The 18,811-nt window shown below is 55.2% G+C and carries 14 protein-coding genes; 6 read left to right on the top strand and 8 right to left on the bottom strand.

What is annotated here, in order from left to right; genetic code table 11:
- Positions 1-20: 20 nt before the first annotated feature.
- From DSD30_RS06120 to coaD, 4 genes are all read right to left on the bottom strand, one after another.
- Positions 21-425: a VOC family protein gene (locus DSD30_RS06120; RefSeq protein WP_171021954.1), complete on the bottom strand. Its 405-nt coding sequence runs from the start codon at positions 423-425 to the stop codon at positions 21-23.
- Between the two features lie 26 nt (positions 426-451).
- The gene (locus DSD30_RS06125) at positions 452-925 is read right to left on the bottom strand and encodes a peptidylprolyl isomerase (RefSeq protein WP_114008758.1); all 474 of its coding nucleotides are present in this window, start codon (positions 923-925) and stop codon (positions 452-454) included.
- Positions 926-1,036: 111 nt separating this feature from the next.
- Positions 1,037-1,582, bottom strand: a complete 546-nt coding sequence (locus DSD30_RS06130) for a peptidylprolyl isomerase (protein ID WP_114008759.1) — start codon at positions 1,580-1,582, stop codon at positions 1,037-1,039.
- 11 nt (positions 1,583-1,593) lie between these two features.
- Positions 1,594-2,094 (bottom strand): pantetheine-phosphate adenylyltransferase, encoded by a 501-nt coding sequence (gene coaD / locus DSD30_RS06135; RefSeq protein ID WP_114009624.1) that lies wholly within the window; start codon positions 2,092-2,094, stop codon positions 1,594-1,596.
- Between the two features lie 230 nt (positions 2,095-2,324).
- On the opposite strand from coaD, the gene DSD30_RS06140 reads away from it, so the two are divergent.
- Entirely contained in the window at positions 2,325-2,549 is a 225-nt protein-coding gene (locus DSD30_RS06140) for a hypothetical protein (protein WP_114008760.1), read from the top strand.
- Positions 2,550-2,770: 221 nt separating this feature from the next.
- On the opposite strand, the gene gyrA is transcribed toward DSD30_RS06140, so the two are convergent.
- Positions 2,771-5,551 (bottom strand): DNA gyrase subunit A, encoded by a 2,781-nt coding sequence (gene gyrA, locus DSD30_RS06145; protein ID WP_114008761.1) that lies wholly within the window; start codon positions 5,549-5,551, stop codon positions 2,771-2,773.
- A 232-nt stretch (positions 5,552-5,783) separates the two neighbouring features.
- Between gyrA and DSD30_RS06150 the strand changes: the two genes are divergently transcribed.
- Together DSD30_RS06150 and DSD30_RS06155 are read left to right on the top strand one after the other, a co-directional pair.
- Positions 5,784-6,413, top strand: coding sequence for a MarC family protein (locus DSD30_RS06150; protein ID WP_114008762.1), 630 nt, complete (start codon positions 5,784-5,786; stop codon positions 6,411-6,413).
- Positions 6,414-6,529: 116 nt separating this feature from the next.
- Positions 6,530-8,089, top strand: a complete 1,560-nt coding sequence (locus DSD30_RS06155) for a CYTH and CHAD domain-containing protein (protein WP_198662856.1) — start codon at positions 6,530-6,532, stop codon at positions 8,087-8,089.
- Between the two features lie 83 nt (positions 8,090-8,172).
- Here DSD30_RS06155 and DSD30_RS06160 read toward each other — a convergent pair whose 3' ends face one another.
- Together DSD30_RS06160 and DSD30_RS06165 are read right to left on the bottom strand one after the other, a co-directional pair.
- On the bottom strand, positions 8,173-11,391 hold the full coding sequence (locus DSD30_RS06160; RefSeq protein ID WP_245418387.1) for an efflux RND transporter permease subunit: 3,219 nt from the start codon (positions 11,389-11,391) through the stop codon (positions 8,173-8,175).
- Positions 11,378-12,430 (bottom strand): efflux RND transporter periplasmic adaptor subunit, encoded by a 1,053-nt coding sequence (locus DSD30_RS06165; protein ID WP_198662857.1) that lies wholly within the window; start codon positions 12,428-12,430, stop codon positions 11,378-11,380. The genes DSD30_RS06160 and DSD30_RS06165 overlap by 14 nt, the downstream gene beginning before the upstream one ends.
- 167 nt (positions 12,431-12,597) lie before the next feature.
- On the opposite strand from DSD30_RS06165, the gene DSD30_RS06170 reads away from it, so the two are divergent.
- Complete coding sequence (locus DSD30_RS06170) at positions 12,598-13,542, top strand: cation diffusion facilitator family transporter (protein ID WP_114008764.1); 945 nt, start codon at positions 12,598-12,600, stop codon at positions 13,540-13,542.
- Between the two features lie 123 nt (positions 13,543-13,665).
- Positions 13,666-14,268: an NADase-type glycan-binding domain-containing protein gene (locus tag DSD30_RS06175; RefSeq protein WP_114008765.1), complete on the top strand. Its 603-nt coding sequence runs from the start codon at positions 13,666-13,668 to the stop codon at positions 14,266-14,268.
- 72 nt (positions 14,269-14,340) lie between these two features.
- Here the strand turns inward: DSD30_RS06175 and DSD30_RS06180 are convergent, their stop codons facing one another.
- Positions 14,341-14,871, bottom strand: coding sequence for a single-stranded DNA-binding protein (locus tag DSD30_RS06180; protein ID WP_114008766.1), 531 nt, complete (start codon positions 14,869-14,871; stop codon positions 14,341-14,343).
- Positions 14,872-15,303: 432 nt separating this feature from the next.
- Between DSD30_RS06180 and uvrA the strand changes: the two genes are divergently transcribed.
- Positions 15,304-18,207, top strand: coding sequence for an excinuclease ABC subunit UvrA (gene uvrA / locus DSD30_RS06185; protein ID WP_114008767.1), 2,904 nt, complete (start codon positions 15,304-15,306; stop codon positions 18,205-18,207).
- Positions 18,208-18,811 lie beyond the last annotated feature (604 nt).

Here is an 18,811-nt window from a genome sequence, read left to right on the forward strand (position 1 = left end):
ATCGATGGGCGCATGGCTCATCAAGTGCTCCAGGCGCGATTTTGCAGAACAACACGGTATCCGTCCGGATCTTCAAAGGTGATCCCGACCTGATCCCAATAGTCATTGTTGGATGGGACGGCTTCATATCCTGCCTGCCGCATCATATCAACCCGTTTCTGCCATTCTTCGCGCTCAGGCAGGTAGAAAACCAGCAAAGCCTCATGATCCGGCGCCCGCGGCGCCGTCACACCATGCTCAATGGTGAATTCGAGATGATAAGGGGCATTGGGGTGACCGATGATCAGGCCATCAAAGCCGTTATGCCCCTCAAAGGAGCCAAGAAGAGCGAAGCCCAGACCCTCGCAATAAAAAGCTTTAATTGCTTCAAAATCGCAACAAGAACGAGCAACGCGCATTTTAGGAAAGTGAATGTCGTAACTCATGCAAGGTCCGGGCTTCGAGAACGGTCTTAGACGTCAGCAGCGACGCGCATGGAAACGATGCTGTCAGGATCCTGCACCGGCTCGCCACGCTTGATTTCGTCGATATTTTCCATGCCTTCGATCACATCACCCCAGTAGGTATACTGGTTGTCGAGCCAAGGGGCACGGTCAAAGCAGATGAAGAACTGGCTGTTGGCAGAATTCGGGTTCATCGCACGGGCCATCGAGCAGGAACCGCGCACATGCTCGGTGGTGGAGAATTCAGCTTTCAGGTCAGGCTTGTCAGAACCACCGGTACCGGTGCCATGAGGGCAGCCAACCTGAGCCATAAAGCCATCGATAACCCGGTGGAACACGATACCGTCATAGAATTTTTCGCGCGCCAGCTCTTTGAGGCGCTCGCAATGGGCCGGAGCAAGGTCCGTACGCAGGGCGATGACAACTTTGCCCTTGGTGGTTTCCATGATCAGGGTGTTTTCGGGATCTTTGATCTCTGCCACTTGTCTCTTCCTTTTCTAAGAGAGTAGGCCCCGCTCCATTCTGCGATGGATATCGGAGCTGTTTGCAAAGGCCTGTCTTGGCAACAGCCCTTACATATTGAATTGCTAGGATTATTCGGCGTCAGCTGCAACCTGCATCTTGACTATAACGTCGGGATTTGCAGGCGGTTCGCCCTTTTTCAGGCGATCAATGAATTCCATGCCTTCGGTCACTTCACCCCAGACCGTATATTGGCCATTGAGCCAGGACGCGCGATTGAACATGATGAAAAACTGGCTGTTGGCACTGTTCGGAGATGAGGAACGCGCCATGCCCACCACGCCGCGTTCAAACGGACGGGCATTGAACTCGGCCTTGAGATCCGGCAGATCCGAACCCCCGGTGCCATTGCCACGCGGGTCGCCAGTCTGGGCCATAAAGCCATCAATCACACGATGGAACTTCAACCCGTCATAAAAGCCTTTGCGGGCCAGTGTCTTGATCCGCTCCACATGATTGGGGGCAAGATCCGGCCGCATCTTGATGACAACACGGCCATGCACCGTGTCAAGATAGAGCATATTGTCCTTTTCGTCCGCGAAGGCAGTCTGCGATCCGCTCCAAACGAGAGTAGCCAGAAGACCAGCAGTCAGAAACAAGCGTCGGGTAAGGGTCATGTATTTTCCGTTCAGCTAGAGAGCTTTTTGTCAAAGGCCGCTTTAACGACATCGGGCACGAAGGGTGAAATGTCGCCCCCCATGACGGCAACCTGACGAATCAGACTGGCAGCAATATGGCGTACCGAGCTGCCTGATGGCAAATAAATGGTCTGCACTTCCGGCGCCAATGTTTCATTGATCCCCGCCAACTGCATTTCATAATCAAAATCGGTGCCGTCGCGCAACCCACGGATCATAATGGTCGCATCGGATCGTTTGGCGGCATTGATCACCAAATCATCAAACGTCACCACTTTCAGCTCGGTTTCCGTTTCTTCGGCAATCGGCGAGACCACCGCATGAATAAGGTCATGACGTTCCTCTGGCGTGAAAAACGGGGCCTTGCCATGATGCACCCCGATGGCCAGCACCAACTCATCAACCAGATGGCAGGCGCGATGGACAATATCGAGATGACCAAAGGTGATCGGATCAAAGGATCCGGGATAAAGGGCGACTTTCTTTGACATTGTCTGCTTCCATTGCATTGCGTGCCTGCCCTTTTCAAGACAGGAAATATACAACGCTGTCAATAGTGCAATACTCGAATTCAGGCTTGCCTTCCAAAACGAATAATGAGAGACATCCGTAAAAATGAATAGGAGATGAACACGATGCTCAGCCCTACTTCATATAGGTTTCGATAAAAGATTTTTTAACGTTGATTTCGTAATAATGCTGATAATTTGGGGATGTTGATATGGCTTCTATGGAAAAAACCAAATTCTTCGTGGCAACTGGCATCATGATTTGCGTGATGGGGCTTGGATTCATTGCATTGAGCGGCACGTCAGCCTTGTCTGATGGCTATGGCACTCCACTCGACATTTCGAGCTTGGGCTTCTTCGGTGAGTCGAACTCCGGCGCCTGCGTCGCCCAAAAAGGCACCAGCTCCTGCAGCAGCGAGCTCGCGCTGGTCAACTGAGCTCTTGAGAACACGCCATTTCTCTTAGCGATCATGCATAGCTCAGGCACCACGTGCCAGAGCGAAGTATCAGAGCATTTTCCATTTTCTTCGATACTCAGAACACAAGATTCTGTCCTGTGCAGTTGCCAGCCCATGCAATCTTGACCATCTGACCAATAAAAAAGGCCCGTCTTGCGGGCCTTCTTTTTTATCTTGTCGCACATAGTTTCCGTGGGAGATTAGCTTTCATCTCCAGATGGTTCGGCGTCTGGAGGCGTTGCACCACCCTCGGCGTCCCCATCCAGCTCATCAGCATCTTCCACCTCGTGATCTTCCTCGGAGATTTTCTCCACGGACACCACGCGCTCGCCTTCGCGGGTCTTGAACACTGTCACGCCCTGCGTCGAGCGCCCCGCAATACGAATACCATCGATTGGACAGCGGATCAGCTGACCACCATCGGTCACCAGCATGATCTGGTCGCTTTCCTCTGCCGGGAAGCTGGCAATCAGCGGGCCGTTGCGGTCATTCACGGCCATGGCAACAATGCCTTTGCCACCGCGACCCGAGGTCCGATATTCATAGGACGAGGTCCGCTTGCCAAAGCCATTCTCAGAAATGGTCAACACGAACTGCTCGGCTGCGTCCATGGCGGCATATTTGTCGCCAAGTTCAGCGCCGGCTACTGCAGTTGCTTCAAGCTCTGAGCCATCTTCGGTCTCTTCGCCAGTCAAGGCACGGCGCATCGCACTGGCCCGACGCAGATACTCACTGCGCTCATCCGGCGTAGCATCGAAGTGACGCAGGATCGACATGGAAATGACCTTATCATCCTCTTCGAGACGAATGCCGCGCACACCGGTTGAGCCACGGCTCTGGAAGATGCGCACATCCTCTACCGGGAAGCGAATGCACTGGCCATTGGCCGTCGTCAGCAACACATCATCATCTGCGTTGCAGGTCTCAACCCCGACAATGCCATCATCGGACCCTTCTTCAAACTTCATGGCAATCTTGCCATTGCGATTGACCAACTTGAAGTCAGACAGTTTGTTGCGGCGCACCGATCCGGAGATGGTGGCAAACATCAGATCGAGGGTTTCCCAGCTCTCCTCATCCTCAGGCAATGGCAGGATCGAGGTAATGCGTTCGCCCTGCTGCAACGGCAAAAGGTTGATCAGAGCCTTGCCTTTGCCTTGTGGAGCGGACAATGGCAGACGCCAGACCTTCATCTTGTAGGCAATGCCGCGCGAGGAGAAGAACAGCACCGGCGTGTGGGTATTGCCCACAAACAGCCGCGTGACAAAATCCTCATCCTTGGTCGCCATGCCAGAGCGTCCCTTACCACCACGGCGCTGGGCGCGATAGGTGGAGAGCGGCACACGCTTGATGTAACCGGCATGGGATACGGTCACCACCATTTCCTCACGCTGGATCAGGTCTTCATCGTCAAAGTCGGCGCCACCTTCGACAATCTCGGTGCGCCGTGGGGTGGCGAATTCTTCCTTCAGATCAAGCATTTCCTGCTTGACGATGGAATAGATCCGCTCACGCGAGCGCAGAATATCGAGATAGTCGGTGATTTTCTCACCCAGCGCATTCAGCTCATCGCCGACCTCGTCACGACCGATTGCCGTCAAACGGGCCAGACGCAATTCAAGAATGGCGCGGGCCTGTTCTTCTGACAGATAGTAAGTGCCGTCGTCATTGATCCGATGGCGCGGATCATCGATCAACAGGATCAAATCCGCCACATCCGTGGCCGGCCAGCGGCGTTCCATCAACTGGTTACGCGCGGTCGTTGGATCAGGCGCATTGCGAATGGTGCGAATGACTTCGTCAATATTGGCAACCGCGATCGCCAAGCCGACCAAAATGTGGGCGCGATCACGGGCTTTATTGAGCAGATATTTGGTCCGGCGGCTGACGACTTCTTCCCGGAACTGGTTGAAGGCATGCAGCACGTCACGCAAATTCATCAGTTCAGGCTTGCCACCATTCAGCGCCACCATGTTGGTGCCAAACGAAGTTTGCAACTGGCTGAAGCGATAAAGCTGATTGAGCACCACATCAGGCACCGCATCGCGCTTCAACTCGACCACAACCCGCATACCCAGACGGTCGGATTCATCGCGAATATCGGAAATACCCTCAATACGCTTGTCACGCACCGCCTCGGCGATCTTCTCGATCATCGTTGCCTTGTTCACCTGATACGGGATCTCGGTGACAATCAGCGCCATGCGATCCTTGCGGATCTCCTCGACATCAACCTTGCCGCGCATCATCACCGATCCGCGACCGGTATTGTAATAGCTGCGGATGCCTGCCCGGCCCAGAATGATGCCGCCGGTCGGGAAGTCCGGACCCGGTGCATATTCGAGCAACTCTTCAGCCGACAAAGCCGGATTGTCGATCAAGGCAATCGAGGCATCAATCACTTCACCCAGATTGTGCGGTGGAATGTTGGTCGCCATCCCGACAGCAATACCACCCGCCCCGTTGACCAGAAGGTTCGGGAAGCGGGCTGGCATCACACCAGGCTCTCTCTCGGATCCATCATAGTTATCGAGGAAGTCAACGGTATCCTTGTCAAGATCGCCGAGAATGGCCTCGGTGACCTTTTCCAGACGACATTCCGTATAACGCATTGCAGCCGCGCTATCGCCGTCAACAGAGCCAAAGTTGCCCTGCCCGTCGATCAGCGGCAAGCGCAGAGAGAAATTCTGCGTCATGCGCACGAGGGCTTCATAGATCGCGCTATCACCATGCGGGTGATACTTACCCATCACGTCACCGACCACACGGGCCGATTTGCGGTAGGGCTTGTTCCACTCGTAGCCATTCTCATGCATGGAATAAAGAATGCGTCGATGCACCGGCTTGAGGCCGTCGCGCACATCGGGCAAGGCACGGCTGACGATCACGCTCATGGCGTAATCGAGATAGCTGCGCTTCATTTCATCCGTGATGGAAGTGGGCTTGATATCGACGGTTAGTCCGTCGCCCGAATCGTTCATGTTTTTGTCTGTCAAAGGAGTGTCTCGAATCCCTGTCAAAAAGGTAGTTCTGTATAAACGATTTGCGCCGCCACATCAAAATTTTGCTCTTGCCCTGTTAGCAAATAGGCTGAACATTGTCGACTAGGGCCATTCCTGATATGCGAGTGGTTTCCATATGTTGTTGGCGGACCGTTTCCTCAGCGTTTCAGCCCTTGCCATCAGGCGCAAAAAAAATGCGGGAAAGTGAGACATGCTGCCATTTGATACATTGCTGAATGCCTTCGTTACCCTGTTCGTGACCATCGACCCGATCGGCCTTGCGCCAATCTTTCTGGCGGTCACCAGTGGCGCATCCAAGCAGGAACGTTTCAAGATCGGAACCCGCGCGGTGATTGTGGCCGCGGGCATCCTGTTGACTTTTGCCTTTGTCGGCCAGATCATCCTGTCAGTGCTTGGCATCTCTCTGCCCGCCTTCCGGATTGCCGGTGGCTTGCTGCTCTTTTTCATTGCCTTTGAAATGGTTTTCGAGAAACGCAAGGAGCGCAAATCAAAATCTGCTGAGGAAGCCTTGTCCGACGATGAAATGCACGACATTGCAGTTTTCCCATTGGCCATCCCGCTGATATCGGGCCCTGGTGCCATATCGGCGGTGCTGCTTCTGTCTTCCCAGTCCACCAACTGGGTCGAGATGACCTCCATTCTTGCCATCATTGCCAGCGTGCTTCTGCTGGTGTTGCTCACCTTTGCCATTGCAGGCTGGGTGGAAAAGGCCCTTGGTGACAGTGGCCGCAACATTCTGACCCGCCTGCTCGGAGTGCTGCTCTCGGCGCTGGCCATTCAGTTCATCGCCGACGGTGTCCGTGCCATGATCACCGGCTAACGCACAGCCCAACATGCCCGCCGAAAGGAGATGCTCCCAAAGGCAGGTGCACCAGGTACGTCCAATCTTGTCAAGCACCCGAGGCGGGCTTATCCTTCATTGCGGAGGACATGCGTATGAGTAACAAGACAGCCGAAGAGCTCGAGCTGAAAATCCAGATGGATGTCGGCGAGCTTCGTGCTCTGCAAGCAAAAGCCGAAGCGCGTGCGGGCGGCGACGCCCTTCCGGCCCAACGGCGGTTGCGCTCCATCTATTTCGATACAGCCGATCATGCCCTGCGGAAAGCAGGCATCGCGCTGCGGGTGCGCGATGATGATGGCTGCTGGATCCAGACCATCAAGGCCAAGACCAAGGTTCAGGGCGGTGTGTCGAACCCGCAGGAAAGCGAAACAGAGATTGCCGGACCCAAGCCGCAGCTGGACCAGATCCTCGACGGCAGCTTGCGTGCCAAGGTCCAAGACGCAACCAACGGCGCGCTGGTCTTGCCCATCTTCGAAACCGTTGTTGAGCGCACCAGCTTTGATTTGCACACGGCCAATGGTGGCTGCGTCGAGTTGGCCATCGATATGGGGCATGTCTTCAGCGACAAGGGCCTCCAACCCATCGGCGAAGCGGAACTGGAACTCAAATATGGAAATGTTGCCGACCTGCTCGATTTGGCCGGGGCGCTGTTCGAAGGTCAGCATTGTCGTCTGGCCAGTCGCAACAAAGCCACCCTTGGTTACGTCCTGATCGGAGCGGAGAGCGCCAAACCGCCCAAACCCAAACCTGTCAGCTTGCCCGCTCTCACAACAGGCCAAAGCATCGAGCAGACATTCATCCAGCAAATGGACCCCATTGTTGCAGCGATCCTGCACAATTGGCACGTCATGACGCAAAGCCCCAATCCAGAAGGACCGCATCAACTGCGGATCAATCTGCGCCTGCTTCGCAGCCTGTTACGAGCCTTTCGCCCGGTGATCGACGGCCCGCCGCTGCGTGCCCTCGACAAGAAGGCACGCACTCTGTCGCGGCATGTGGGACAACTGCGCGACATGGATGTGCTGGTCGAAGACATCTATTTGCCCGTCGTCGCGCAAACTGACGGGGATTTGAGCAACGAGCAACGCATCCTGACCGGCCGGCTCAAGCGCTATCGCGACATGGTCCGCAGGCATGTGCTCGAAGAGCTGGAACAATGGTCCCACGCCTCCTTCCAAATCGAGTTGGCACTTTTCACCCGACAGAAAGCCTGGCGCAAATATGTCTCCAAACCAGACAGGAAAGCACCCATCGACGGGTTGGCGGCCAAGGCACTGGACAAATCCCTCGGGCAAGCCAAACGTCATGGTGACCATCTGACGAAACTCACCCCGGATGAACGCCATGCCATGCGCAAGCGCCTCAAGACGCTGCGCTATCAGGGACAGCTCTTCGCCACCCTCTATGACACCGATAAAACCAACGCCTTCAACAAGCGTCTGAAGGCGTTGCAGAAAATCTTTGGCTACATCAATGACGTGGAAATGGCGGAAAAGCTTGGTGCCGTCACCCAATTGGCAGGCGGCAGCGACGAGAGCGATGCAGCCATCGTCGCCCATGTGCTTGAAACGCATCAAACCGAAGCCGATCACGCTTGGCACAAGGCAAAGAAACGCTGGAAACAATTCGACAAGGCCAAGATGTTCTGGCACTGAACCGCAAACCGATACGATCCCGCAAACCAAAAAGGCCCGATCCTGTGATCGGGCCTTTTTGTTTCATATCAGAAGAGACCAGCCTACATCGGCTTATCGACCCCTTTGAGCGCCACATAGATCGCCGGAATCACCAGCACCGTCAGCAGCGTCGAGGAAGCCAACCCGAACAACAGCGAGATGGCCAGCCCCTGAAAGATCGGGTCCGCCAAAATCACCGCAGCCCCGATCATCGCAGCCAGCGCCGTTAGCATGATCGGCTTGAAGCGGATGGCCCCCGCCTCCAGCAACACATCCTTCAGCGGTCGCCCGGATCCTTTTTCATGACCAACAAAATCAACCAGCAAGATTGAGTTGCGCACGATGATCCCGGCCAGAGCGATGAAGCCGATCATCGAGGTCGCCGTGAAGGCAGCATCAAACAACCAATGACCAAGCATGATTCCGATGAGGGTCAGCGGGATCGGCGTCAACACCACCAAAGGCACCCGGAAGGAGTGGAACTGGGCCACCACCAAGGCATAAATACCCAGAATGGCGATGGCAAAGGCTGCCCCCATATCGCGGAACGTGATCCAGGTCACTTCCCATTCCCCGTCCCACAGGATCGATGTGACAGATTCATCCTTTGGCTGACCATTGAGCAAGATCTGCGGCTTAGGCAGATCGCCCCAATCATGGGCATCGATCTTCTCCTGCACCGCCAGCATGCCATAGATCGGGGCTTCAAAATCCCCGGCAAGGTCGGCCATCACCATTTCTGCCGCGCGGCCATTATGCCGGAAGATCGGAAAACTCGCCTGCTCCCGCTCGATCCGCACCACATCCCCAAGTTCGATCACACCACGTTCGCCCGGTATGGCATTCTGCGGCACCGGGATGGTGAGCAAGCGCTCGGAAATCGTCAGATCGGACCGATTGGGCTTGACGGCAATCGCAACCGGACGACGCCCGCCCCCTTTGTGGGAATAACCAACCACCTGCCCATTCAGATAGTAGCGAATGGTCTGATAGACATCTCCCTGCTCGACCCGATGATATTCCAGATTGTCTTGATCGATGCGAATGCGCGCGCGTGTCGTCGGGACACCGAAACTGTCATCGACATCGACAATGAAGGATACGGCGTCAAACAGCTTGCGCAATTCTGATGCCACCGCACGGCGGGTTTCCGGGTCCGGACCATAGATTTCCGCCAGAAGCGTCGAGAGAACAGGCGGTCCGGGCGGCACTTCAACCACCTTCAAAACCGTGCCTTCCGGCTGTGGCACATCAGCGATCAGGTCGCGGACTTCCAACGCCACCGCATGGCTGGTCCGGTCACGATCCTCCTTATTCACCAGATTGATCTGCAAATCCCCCTGCTCCGGATTGGTGCGGAAGAAATAGTGCCGTACCAAGCCGTTGAAACCAAAAGGTGCAGCCGTCCCTGCATGGGACTGGATCGAGGTGATTTCAGCGATGCCTTTGAGACGATCAGCCGCTGCCGCCAACAATCGATCGGTAGCCTCCAGACTGGAGCCTTCGGGCAAATCTGCTATCACCTGCAATTCCGATTTATTGTCAAACGGCAACAGCTTGACCGTCACATCCTTGGAATAAATCAGCAGGGTCGAAGCAATGGTCGCCACCCCAACCAACAGCAAGAAAATCCAAGCCCGCCCGCGGCCTGACAGGATCGGTGTCGCCACGAGGCGATAGCTGCGCCCCAAAATACCGCCGTCAGCCGCTTCACTATGGCCGGGTTTGCCGATGAGATTCATCAGCCAAGGCGTCAGCATCACCGCAACAAAGAAAGATAACACCATCGCCGCAGAAGCCACCGCCGGGATTGGGCTCATATAAGGCCCCATCAGCCCGGAGACAAACATCATCGGCAACAAAGCAGCCACCACGGTCAGGGTGGCAATGACTGTCGGATTGCCAACCTCAGCCACCCCTTCAATCGCCGCCTCGATCTTGGAGCGACCATCCTTCATCGCCCAGTGCCGCGCGATATTCTCGATCATCACAATGGCATCATCGACCAGAATGCCGATAGCAAAGATCAACGCGAACAACGACACCCGGTTGATCGTATAGCCCATCAAATAGGCGGCAGCCAAGGTGAGCAGAATGGTCGTTGGGATGACGATCAGCACCACCAGACCTTCGCGCACCCCGATGGCAACGCCGACCAGAATGACAATCGAAATGGTCGCCAGTCCCAGATGATAGAGCAGCTCATTGGCTTTCTCATTGGCCGTATCGCCATAATTGCGGGTGACATCGACACGGATGTCCTGCGGGATCAATTGCCCCTTCAATTGCTCGACACGCTGCAGGATGGCATGGGAAATATTGACTGCATTCGCTCCCTTGCGCTTGGCAATGGCCAACGACACGGCGGGCAACCGCTCAAAGCCACCCTCCTCGTTGCGCGTCAGGTTCCAAACCCGGTGATCCTTCTGGCTCTGGCCAACCACAATCCGCGCTACATCCTGCACATAGACCGGACGCCCGTCGCGGCTGGTCAGCAACAGCAATCCAATCTCGGAAGCGCTCTGCAAGGTCTGCCCGACCGCCACCGGCAAGGACCGGTTCTGTTCACGCAACGCACCGGTCATGAAGGAGCTGTTGGCAGACTGCACCTTGCCCACCAATTGCTGCAAGGTCAGGCCGTAAAGGGCCAGTTTTTCCGGGTCCGGTTCGATACGGATCTGGTCTGTCTGCCCCCCCACCAGATAGGTAAGGCCAATATCCTCGAGCTTGGACAGCTCCACTCTCAATTCATCTGCAATGTTATAAAGGGCAGCATCGGTCCAACGGTCGGCAACCGAGCGGTCCGGCGACAGGGTCAGGACGTTGATCGCCACATCATCGATGCCGCGCCCCACAACCAATGGCTCGGGGATACCGACAGGAATGGCCGAGAGATTGGCGCGGATCTTGTCATGCACCCGCAAAATAGCGGCGTCCGAGCTGGTGCCAACCAGAAAACGCGCCGTGACCACCACCTGATCGTCATAGCTGTTGGAATAGACATGCTCGACACCATCAATGCTCTTGACGATGGTCTCCAGCGGCTCGGTAATGAGCTTGACCGCATCATCTGCCTTCAAACCGTCTGCCCGGACATGAATATCGACCATCGGCACAGAAATCTGCGGCTCTTCCTCGCGCGGCAAGGCCATCAGGGCCACCAGACCCAGCGCAAAAGAGGTGATCAGCAAAAGGGGCGTCAATGGCGAGCGAATGAAGCTTTTGGCCAATCCACCCGACAGGCCGAGGCCCAGTTTTTTTGGGGATTTATTTTTGTCCATGCTCGCCCCCTTGCGGCTGGATCAGAATGTCACCAGCCTCAATGCCAGAGAGAATTTCGACCATCAGACCGCTCTGTTTGCGGTGACTGCGCCCCACTTGCACGGCGATGTCAGCTGTTTTGTCATCGGCCAGTCTGGACGTGACAAAATCAACCCCAAAGCGCGTGAAAACCAGATCTTCAGGCACCAGCAAGGCGGATCGTTCCCCGGCACTGACGCGCACCTGAATGCGCTCTCCGACAAAATAGTCGCCCAAATCCGGAACCGTTGCATCGGCAAGCACACGACCATTGGCGATTTGCGGGTACACCTTGACGATTGTTCCAGTCCGATCACAGCCTTTGGCGCAATCCTGCCCTCGGGCCGCGAGCGCAACGCTATCGCCCTTATGCAAGAAACGCGCATGGCGCTCTGGCAGCGAAAGGCGCAATATATAATGTTCCTTGGCAATGGTGGCGACAGCCTCTCCGGGCATCACGACCGACCCGACCGTGATCGGCACATCCAGCACCCGACCCGTCTGTGGCGCCAAAACGGCGCCCTCTTCCAGCTGACGCACAATCACGGCCTTCTCGGCCTCAGAAGCCTCAAGCTTGCTTTTTGCAACGTCATATTGGGTGTTGATCTGATCGAGCCGTGCCTTGGTGGTTGACCCGCGCTGGAACAGAGCCTGTGTCCGCTCCAACTCTGTCTTGAGATTGGCAATCTCCCGTTCCGCAGCGCGGATCTGCGCCTCGATGGCCTCAATCTGCAGATCAAGCTTTGGGTCCTTGACCAAAGCGATGACGGCACCTTCTTGCACAAGATCGCCCTCGGTCGCACTCAACTCGGTCACCGTTCCGGAAATGCGCACCCGCGCCGCAATCGCATCGGTGCTTTCAACGGTCGCGAAGACCGCCTTTTTGTCTGCAATGGTCATTGCCTTGACGACAAACCCCTCCGCTTGCGCGGCAGTCACCGCCAAAAGCAGGCTCATCAGGCTTGCGACATGCAAAGAAGCCCTGAAAGGGTTGAAGAGTGGGTTTGAAATGGTGCGCATGGTTCTCATGATCCTGCCTGAGTGAATTATATTAGTATTTACGAATATAAGAAACTATTTGCTTTGTCAAAGGCCAGACATCGCAATTCGCTATTTTCTTCTGCGCGCCCATCAGATAGGAATCAAACATCACTCTGTTCCGGGGCGACAGAAAGAGGAGAAGAGACTTGGCTGCTGGGTCCAAAAAGGTCATTTATGCCGCATTGGCAGGCAACGCGCTGATTGCCGTAACCAAATTCATCGCGTCATCCATCACCGGCTCATCAGCCATGATGGCAGAAGGCATCCACTCACTGGTGGATACTGGCAATCAGGGCCTGCTGCTCTATGGCATCCGTCGGGCCGCCCAACCCGCAGACAAGAAGCATCCGTTCGGCTATGGGTCAGAGCTCTATTTCTGGGCCTTTGTCGTGGCTTTGTTGATCTTTGCTGTTGGCGCAGGTCTCTCCATTTATGAAGGCATTCACAAGGTGCTTGAGCCCTCCGAGATCGCCGATCCGACCATCAACTTCGTGGTGCTTGGCCTTGCCATCTGCTTTGAGGGCTGGGCCTGGATGGTGGCATTCAAGGAATTCAGCAGCACAAAAGGCAAGAAAGGCTGGGTGGCTGCGGTCAAGGACTCTAAGGATCCTACCGTTTTCACTGTCCTGTTTGAAGACTCAGCGGCCATGCTGGGGCTGGTTGTCGCAGGCATAGGCATCGCCATCGCTTACTATTTCCACATTCCGTGGATGGATGGTGCTGCCTCCATTGTCATCGGCATCATTTTGGCGACAACAGCCTTCCTGCTCGCCTATGAAACCAAGGGGCTACTGATCGGGGAAGCTGCGTCAGACGAGTTGGAGAGCGAGATCGCCAGCGTGGTGGCCAGTCACCCGGCAGTGACGACCGTCAATGAATTGCGCACACTGCATCGCGGCCCCAACGAGGTTTTGTTGACCCTCAGCCTCGATTTCCGCAATGATCTGATGGTGGGTGAGTTGGAGAAGGTCATCGCTGACCTTGAAACCCAGATCAGGGACCGCTTTGACAGCATCCATCGGATTTTCATTGAAGCCCAGTCCTACAAAGACCATCTTTCCGTTGCCCAGACGATGAATGAGCAAGCCTGACCAGCACCTAGGCAACGCTCCTCTTGATTCTTCAAAAAGCCCCGCACTGCTACATGTGCGGGGCTTTTGTTTTGCCCGTCCTCGGCGCAAAATGGGTAAAGCACATCCAATCAGGAGGGCCACATGCGCTTATTCCCTTCATCTTTGCCGCACATCTGGAACGCCAGCCGTCCCCTTGCCTGCCTCATTCCTCTGCTTGGCTTCACCATGTCGGCAGAAGCGGGCAACTGTGACCGCATCCATTATGGCACCGAACTGGTCGACGATGTCACCTATTGCGCCAGCTCCATCCTCCCCAACTCGCGGGTCGCCACCTACCGACCGGGCAACCTTGAAGGTTGGGGCCTATCAAAGGCACACCGGGCCTGGTGCGAAGGTGCCTATGGCTCGGGCGAAGGCGAATGGATTGCCCTACAGGTGCGCCCCGGCACCCGCATTCGCAAGATAATGTTCCTGAATGGCTATCAGAAAAGCACCAAAAGTTATCGAGAGAATGCCCGGGCGCGGGACATAACGATCGAAACCGACCAAGGGGCACGCTTCTCTCATCGACTGGACGATCGCCCCGGCGTGCAGGAAGTCTATCTTGGTGGTTGGCACGATGTGCAAACCCTGCGGGTCTATATCGAGACTATCTATCCGGGCTCAAGATATGACGATCTGTGCCTGTCTGGAATGGCGCTGGATTTCGAAGATCTCCGTGACTTCGAATACCAGCAGCAATAGGTCAGGCAAGGCCAGACATAAGAAAACCCGGCCAAAGCCGGGTTTTGCATCGCATCGACAAGATCCGATCGGTCAAAATGGAATATCGTCGTCCAGATCGTCGCGGAAGTTGCTTGCCTGTGGGCTGCTCTGCTGTGGTCCACCACGCTGACCACCAAAGTCGCCCCCCTGCTGACCACCGAAATTGCCGCCGGGACCGCCAAAATCGCCGCCTTGCTGACCACCAAAGTTGCCACCACCGCCGCCTTCACCGCGATTGTCCAGCATGGTCAGATTGCCGTTGAAGCCCTGTAGAACCACTTCGGTCGAATAGCGATCCTGACCATTCTGATCCTGCCATTTACGGGTCTGCAGCTGGCCTTCCAGATACACTTTCGACCCCTTGCGCAGATACTGCTCGGCAATACGGCACAAACCTTCATTGAAAATGACCACCCGGTGCCATTCGGTTTTTTCGCGACGCTCGCCGGTGTTGCGATCCTTCCAGCTTTCGGAAGTGGCGACCGAGAGATTGGCGATGGGGCGGCCGTCCTGCGTGCGGCGAATATCCGGGTCATTGCCCAAATTGCCCACGAGGATGACTTTGTTCACACTACCGGCCATTCGATTGTCCTTTTTATATCTGATCTTTCCGGCCCGTTTGTAACGGGATTGAATTGTTCGCCAGCATAGGCAAGAACTAAGATCAGTTCCATCCTCTCTTGCTTCAATCCCCGACAATCCCGCAAAATGGACTGAAAACCTCGTCATTCCGGCTTCGATATCGATGCCTGATGCCATATTTTAAACGATTCACACCATAGAACAAAATGTGTACATTTTAAATTTGTCTCGCTAATATGACCAAAAATTGAATCACTCAAACCGCGTGATTGCCATAGGTTTGACAAAGCACTATTGGAAGCTGTGAAGGCGTCATCAGGACTTTCCCAGAGGAATGATCCTTTGCGCTTCGTCACACGTACCAACGACTTCAGCGATTGTGCCCACAAAGCCCATTGGAATACAAAGCGATCCGTCCCGAAAAGGTCTGTCATGTACAAGGATAACGAGAAATCCGTTGCTCCCTCCCAGGTTTCATCCCAGAAAATGATTTCGATTCGCGGCGCGCGGGAACATAACCTCAAGAATGTCGATCTGGACATTCCGCGCGATCAGCTGATCGTCATGACCGGCCTGTCTGGTTCGGGCAAGAGTTCGCTTGCCTTTGACACCATCTATGCGGAAGGCCAACGGCGTTACGTGGAATCGCTCTCCGCCTATGCTCGGCAGTTCCTTGAAATGATGCAGAAGCCGGATGTCGACCAGATTGACGGCCTGTCGCCCGCCATTTCCATCGAGCAGAAGACCACGTCACGCAACCCGCGCTCCACCGTCGGTACGGTGACCGAGATCTACGACTATATGCGTCTGTTGTTTGCCCGCGTCGGCATTCCCTATTCACCAGCCACGGGACTGCCGATTGAGAGCCAGACCGTCAGCCAGATGGTCGACCGGGTGATGGATCTACCGGTCAAATCGCGCTTTCTTCTGCTCGCTCCGATTGTGCGTGGCCGCAAGGGAGAGTTCCGCAAGGAGCTGGCCGAACTGGTCAAACGCGGCCTCACCCGCTTCCGCATCGATGGGCAGATGTATGACGATGGTGACCTGCCGACACTGGATAAGAAGTTCAAGCATAATATTGAGGTCGTGGTTCACCGCATGGTGGTCAAAGAAGGCATTGAAAAGCGCCTTGCCGACTCCCTCGAATTGTCTCTGGAGCTGGCCGACGGTCTGGCGATTGTCGAACTGGTTGACGAGAAGGACGATAAGGGAGAACCAAAACGCATCACCTTCTCGGAAAAATTCGCCTGCCCGGTCTCCGGCTTCACAATTCCGGAAATTGAACCACGGCTTTTCTCGTTCAACAATCCCTTTGGTGCCTGCCCGACCTGCGATGGTCTGGGCAGTGAATTGCAGATCAGTCCCGATCTTGTCGTCCCAGACACCTCACTCAGTCTCAAGGATGGGGCCATTGCGCCATGGGCCAAAGGCACCTCGCCATTCTATCGCCAGACACTGGACGCCCTTGCCAAGCATTATGACTTCAAGCTGACCGTGCCGTGGATCGAATTGCCCTTCAAGGCACAGGAAGTGCTTCTGTATGGCACGGGCGAGGAAAAGGTTCAGTTCGTCTATGACGACGGTGCCCGCTCCTACAAATCGCAAAAACCATTCGAGGGGGTCATTCCCAATCTCGAGCGCCGCTTCCGCGAAACCGAAAGCAACTGGGCGCGCGAGGAGATCGGCAAATACCAGTCAAGCCACCCCTGCTCGGCCTGTGATGGCCACCGCCTGAAGCCCGAGGCCTTGGCGGTCAAGCTCGACAATAAGCATATTTCTGAAGTCTCCAGCCTGTCGATCCGCGCTGCCGCTCACTGGGTGCGCGACCTGCCGGACAGCTTGACGCCCAAACAAATGGAAATTGCCGAGCGGATTCTCAAAGAAATCCGTGAGCGCCTGACCTTCCTGAATGATGTGGGGCTGGAATATCTGACCCTGTCGCGCAATTCCGGCACCTTGTCGGGCGGCGAAAGCCAGCGCATCCGACTCGCCTCGCAAATAGGCTCCGGCCTGACCGGTGTGCTTTATGTGCTCGACGAACCTTCCATCGGCCTGCATCAGCGCGACAATGCCCGCTTGCTCGAAACCCTCAAACATCTGCGCAATCTGGGCAACACCGTCATCGTGGTCGAACATGATGAAGACGCGATCCTAACCGCAGACCATGTCATCGATGTCGGCCCCGGTGCAGGCATCCATGGGGGACGGATTGTCTCACAAGGCACCCCAGACCATATCAAGAATGACCCGGCATCGCTGACCGGCCAGTATTTGTCCGGCGTTGAAGTGATTGGCGTTGACCACGAGCGCCGCAAGGGCAAAAAAGGCAAAAATATCACGGTCGTCAATGCCCGCGGCAACAACCTCAAAAATGTCACGGCATCGATCCCACTTGGCACATTCTCCTGTGTGACGGGCGTTTCGGGTGGCGGCAAGTCCACCTTCCTGATCGATACCCTTTACAAGGGTGCAGCCATGAAGCTCAATCGTGCCCGTGCCATGCCATCCCCGCACGACCGGATCGAAGGCTTGGAACATGTCGACAAGATCATCGATATCGACCAGTCACCGATTGGCCGCACGCCACGCTCCAATCCGGCCACCTATACCGGGGCCTTTACCCCGATCCGCGAATGGTTCGCCGGTCTGCCGGAAGCCAAGGCACGCGGCTATGCACCGGGTCGTTTCTCCTTCAACGTCAAGGGCGGTCGTTGTGAGGCCTGTCAGGGCGACGGGGTGATCAAAATCGAAATGCACTTCCTGCCCGATGTCTATGTCACCTGTGACGTCTGCAAGGGCCACCGCTACAATCGCGAAACCCTTGAAGTGGAATTCAAAGGCAAATCCATCGCCGATGTGTTGGAAATGACCGTCGATGAAGCCGCCGACTTCTTTGCCGCGGTGCCATCGGTGCGTGACAAGATGGTCACCCTGCAAAGAGTGGGGCTTGGCTATATCAAGGTCGGCCAGCAAGCGACCACTTTGTCGGGCGGCGAAGCCCAGCGCGTGAAATTGTCCAAGGAATTATCCAAACGCTCAACGGGTCGCACGCTTTATATTCTAGACGAGCCGACCACAGGTCTGCATTTCCACGATGTGGCCAAGCTGCTCGAAGTGCTGCACAAGTTGGTGAATCAGGGCAATACGGTGATTGTCATCGAGCACAATCTCGAAGTGATCCAGACTGCGGACTGGATTCTCGACCTTGGCCCTGAAGGTGGCGATGGCGGCGGCCAGATTGTCGCTCAGGGCACGCCGGAGGATGTTGCCAAGCATGAGCGTAGCTATACCGGCATTTTCCTCAAGGAGCTGCAGGACCGCCGCAGCAAGCCGTAATTCTGTCCACAGCGCCCACTTTTTCCACATGGCGCGAAAATAGGCACTCCAAGACAGACGCCGAAAAGACGGAATCAGGGTTGGCATCGCATGATTGCCAGCCCTTTTTGCTTCAAAAACGCATGGCTTGTGCACATTGATATACAGAATTGTTGTCTTTGAACTAGATCAAACCCTTTAGCTCGCCTTATGTTGCAGTGCATAATATCAAGGCAGATTTGGCAGAAAATGCTGTTATTTTGCTCGTATTCACCGACACAAATTTCGGCCTAAGCGCTCTCTACGCGCCAACTTACGTAGATACCTCTAATTGGAAGGTCGAAACCTGACCTTTTGGGTAATTTTTTAAACCATTGTAATTGCAAAGAAAATACATCTACTCACCATTTCTCAGGTGGGAAACCCAACTAGACTGCGACAATTTTACAGATTTGCACGAGATGCAGAACTGCTATGCAATATTGTGCAGTGCACATTCATTTCTGATTTGTTAGAAATATTCCAACAACAGTGATCAACAAGATCACTTCAGAAATTCAGGTTTCCTCCTCCTCCCAGAAACCTGATGGTTTCAAAACGACCTCCTCCCCGTTTTGAGACGTTC

The organism is Cohaesibacter intestini (assembly GCF_003324485.1).
Lineage (GTDB): Bacteria > Pseudomonadota > Alphaproteobacteria > Rhizobiales > Cohaesibacteraceae > Cohaesibacter > Cohaesibacter intestini.

Excerpts from the sequence above, each read along its gene's own strand:
- gyrA (WP_114008761.1), bottom strand. The coding sequence starts at position 5,551 with ATGAACGATTCGGGCGACGGACTAACCGTCGATATCAAGCCCACTTCC.
- DSD30_RS06120 (WP_171021954.1), bottom strand. The coding sequence starts at position 425 with ATGAGTTACGACATTCACTTTCCTAAAATGCGCGTTGCTCGTTCTTGT.
- DSD30_RS06180 (WP_114008766.1), bottom strand. The coding sequence starts at position 14,871 with ATGGCCGGTAGTGTGAACAAAGTCATCCTCGTGGGCAATTTGGGCAAT.
- DSD30_RS06155 (WP_198662856.1), top strand. The coding sequence starts at position 6,530 with ATGAGTAACAAGACAGCCGAAGAGCTCGAGCTGAAAATCCAGATGGAT.
- DSD30_RS06175 (WP_114008765.1), top strand. The coding sequence starts at position 13,666 with ATGCGCTTATTCCCTTCATCTTTGCCGCACATCTGGAACGCCAGCCGT.
- uvrA (WP_114008767.1), top strand. The coding sequence starts at position 15,304 with ATGTACAAGGATAACGAGAAATCCGTTGCTCCCTCCCAGGTTTCATCC.
- DSD30_RS06140 (WP_114008760.1), top strand. The coding sequence starts at position 2,325 with ATGGCTTCTATGGAAAAAACCAAATTCTTCGTGGCAACTGGCATCATG.
- DSD30_RS06160 (WP_245418387.1), bottom strand. The coding sequence starts at position 11,391 with ATGGACAAAAATAAATCCCCAAAAAAACTGGGCCTCGGCCTGTCGGGT.
- coaD (WP_114009624.1), bottom strand. The coding sequence starts at position 2,094 with ATGTCAAAGAAAGTCGCCCTTTATCCCGGATCCTTTGATCCGATCACC.
- DSD30_RS06150 (WP_114008762.1), top strand. The coding sequence starts at position 5,784 with ATGCTGCCATTTGATACATTGCTGAATGCCTTCGTTACCCTGTTCGTG.
- DSD30_RS06130 (WP_114008759.1), bottom strand. The coding sequence starts at position 1,582 with ATGACCCTTACCCGACGCTTGTTTCTGACTGCTGGTCTTCTGGCTACT.
- DSD30_RS06165 (WP_198662857.1), bottom strand. The coding sequence starts at position 12,430 with ATGCGCACCATTTCAAACCCACTCTTCAACCCTTTCAGGGCTTCTTTG.